General features: G+C 76.1%; 2 protein-coding genes. One reads left to right on the top strand and one right to left on the bottom strand.

From position 1 onward, the window contains the following. Positions 1-60 precede the first annotated feature (60 nt). Positions 61-1,305 carry an FAD-dependent monooxygenase gene (locus tag L1885_RS26705; protein ID WP_235799729.1) on the bottom strand — a complete coding sequence of 415 codons (1,245 nt, stop codon included), beginning with the start codon at positions 1,303-1,305 and terminating at the stop codon, positions 61-63. A gap of 221 nt (positions 1,306-1,526) precedes the next feature. Here L1885_RS26705 and L1885_RS26700 point away from each other — a divergent pair, with 221 nt between their 5' ends. Further along, on the top strand, positions 1,527-2,654 hold the full coding sequence (locus L1885_RS26700) for a TetR/AcrR family transcriptional regulator C-terminal domain-containing protein (RefSeq protein WP_235799728.1): 1,128 nt from the start codon (positions 1,527-1,529) through the stop codon (positions 2,652-2,654). Positions 2,655-2,767 lie beyond the last annotated feature (113 nt).

Here is a 2,767-nt window from a genome sequence, read left to right as displayed (position 1 = left end):
CCGCCGGGCGCGCGCTCCGCGCCCGCCCCGCCCACGACGCGCCCGCCCGGCCGCAGCGGGTCAGGCCGCCGCCCCGAAGGCGGGTCCGACGGCGGTCCCCAGCGCCGCGTAGTCCGGCAGCCGGATGGCGCCGGCCTTGGCGAACTGGGCCTCCATCAGCTTCTTCATCGGCCCGCGCCCCATCGCCCGCATCGACGCGTTCCGCAGCGCGATCCCCGTCCGGCCGCGCGGCGCGTAGCCCCGTACGCCTCCCGGGGGCAGTTCCTGCGCCTGCCGCACGTAGGGCCGCATGACGGCGTCGTACGCGGCGAACGCGGCACGGTGCTCGCCGCCTGCCGCGGCCAGTTCGCCCGCCAGGACGTACGCGCCGACCAGCGACAGGCTGGTGCCCAGGCCCGTGAGCGGCGTCGGGCAGTACCCGGCGTCGCCGAGCAGCGCGGCCCGCCCGCGCGTCCACCGCTCCATCCGCACCTGCCCCATCCAGTCGAGCGACAGGTCCTCGGCCGCGCCGAGGGCTTCGAGCAGGCGCGGCACCTCCCAGCCGAGCCCCCCGAACCGTTCGCGCAGCAGCGCGCGCCGCGCCTCCCGGTCGCACCGCTCGATGCCGAGGGGCCCGGAACGGAAGCTCAGCGACGCCTTCACCTCGCCCGGCTCCCGCCCCGGCCGCGCCGAGGCCACCAGTCCCCCGGGCGCGTTGTGGGCGAGGTACCAGCCGTCGAGCGCGATGCGCGCGTCCACCGCCGAGAACCAGGAGGTGTAGAGGTTCAGCGGGACGAAGTGGCGCTCCTCGGGCCCGAAGGCGAGCCGCCGGACCGTGGAGTGCAGCCCGTCGGCGCCGATCACCAGCGCGAATCGGCGTGCGGGCGCCCTCTCGAAGGTGACCGTGACGCCGGTCGCGTCCTCGTCGAGCGCGGTGATCGTGTCGTCGAAGAGGTACTCCGTCGCGCTCCCGGGCCCGCTCGCCCGGTACATGAGCCCGACGAGGTCGCCGCGGAGGATCTCGATCTCCGAGATGATCCCCTCGCCGCCGAAGCTGTCGACGGGCATGGACGCGGTGACCCGCCCCCGCGCGTCGACGATCGCGTAGCCGCTCTGTTCGACGGAGAGCGCGCGGACCCGGTCCATGAGGCCCATGCGCGCCACGACCTCGCGGCCGGCCCCGCGCAGGTCGACGGTCTGCCCGCCGGTCCTGGGCGCCGGGGCGCGTTCGACGACGGTGACGGTGAAACCCGCCCTGCTGAGCCAGTAGGCCAGTGCGGGGCCCGCGATACCGGACCCCGAGATGAGGATGTCGGTGTTCTCCATGCCGTCGAATGTACGGCGTACACATTGCCTCTGCAAGCCCAATAACGCTTACGAACAGGGGCTTTGATGCCAGGCTGCACTAGTACGGGCGCCCTGCCGCACCACCCCTGAGGGACGGCGGGGGCCGACATTCCAGGTCAGCCGGGCACCGACGGCCGCGGCGGTGCACTAGTACGGTCGGGTCCGGGGCCGCGAGGGGCCGGACCGGCGAGGAGAAGACCATGGAGACCGATGCCACGGACGCCACTGACGTCACTGACGCCACCGACGCAGACGCCGCTGACATCACCGCCGGCGGCGACCGGGCGGCGGCCCGCGCCACCGCCCCCTACCGGCGCATCGTCGGGGAGTTGCGCCGCCGCATCGAGTCCGGGGAGCTGCCGCCGGGCGCGCGGGTCCCGTCGACCCGCGCCCTCGTGCGCGAGCACGGCGTCGCGATGGCGACGGCGACGAAGGTCCTCACGGAGCTGCGGCACGCCGGGCTCGTCCGGGCGGTCCCCGGTGTGGGCACGGTGGTGGCACCCGCCGCCGCGCCCCGCGCCGCCGCCCCGGACGCCGCTCACAGCACGTCCGGCACGTCCGACCCGTCCGGCACGTCCGGCCCGTCCAGCACGTCCGGCACATCGGGCGGGACCGGCAGGTCCGGCGCCCCGGGCCCGTCCGGCACCTCAGCCGGCGCGGGCGCCGTCGTCGCCGCGGCCGTCGCCGTCGCGGACGCGGAGGGCATCGACGCCGTCTCCATGCGGCGGCTCGCGGCGGACCTCGGCATGGCCACCATGTCCCTGTACCGCCACGTCGGCGACAAGGACGACCTCGTCCTGCGCATGCTCGACGCGGCCTTCGCCGAGGCCCCGCTCCCCCCGCCGTCCGCCGCCGGGCCGGGGTCCGGCGGCGCGGGCTGGCGCGCGCGGCTGGAGGTGGCCGCCACCTCGCTCTGGGCCCTGTTCCGCCGCCATCCCTGGCTCGCGCCCGCGTTGTCCCTGACCCGGCCCCAGGCGATCCCGCACGCGCTGCCCTACACGGAGGCGGTCCTGGCCGCGCTGTCCGGCCGCGGCCTCGACACCGACACCATGTTCACCGTCCACCTCACGCTGTTCAACTACGTCCGGGGCACCGCCGTGAACCTGGAGTCGGAGGCGGCCGCCGAGGCGGCGACGGGCCTGGACAGCGAGGCGTGGCTCGACACCCAGGAGGGCGCACTGGAGGCCGGTCTCGGTTCCGGGGCCTTCCCGGAGTTCCGCAGGCTGCTGGCCGAGGGGTACGCGTTCGACCTGGACGAGCTGTTCGCCTTCGGGCTGGGACGGCTCCTCGACGGGATCGCCCCCCTCGTCGAAGGGCCGCGGCGCTGAGCCGCCCGGCACGGCCGCACCGACCCTCCCCCGCTTCCCTCGCCCGCCCGGCGTCGGAAGGCGCGGGCACCCGGGTCGTAAGGCGCGGGCGGCCGGCCAAGGACCGGGCCGCG

The organism is Streptomyces fuscigenes (genome assembly GCF_021556455.1).
Classification (GTDB): domain Bacteria; phylum Actinomycetota; class Actinomycetes; order Streptomycetales; family Streptomycetaceae; genus Streptomyces; species Streptomyces fuscigenes.
This window is presented reverse-complemented; position numbering and strand designations above follow the sequence as displayed.

What these genes read in the sequence shown, in the direction of transcription:
- L1885_RS26705 (WP_235799729.1), bottom strand. Translation starts at nt 1,305, where the DNA reads ATGGAGAACACCGACATCCTCATCTCGGGGTCCGGTATCGCGGGCCCC.
- L1885_RS26700 (WP_235799728.1), top strand. Translation starts at nt 1,527, where the DNA reads ATGGAGACCGATGCCACGGACGCCACTGACGTCACTGACGCCACCGAC.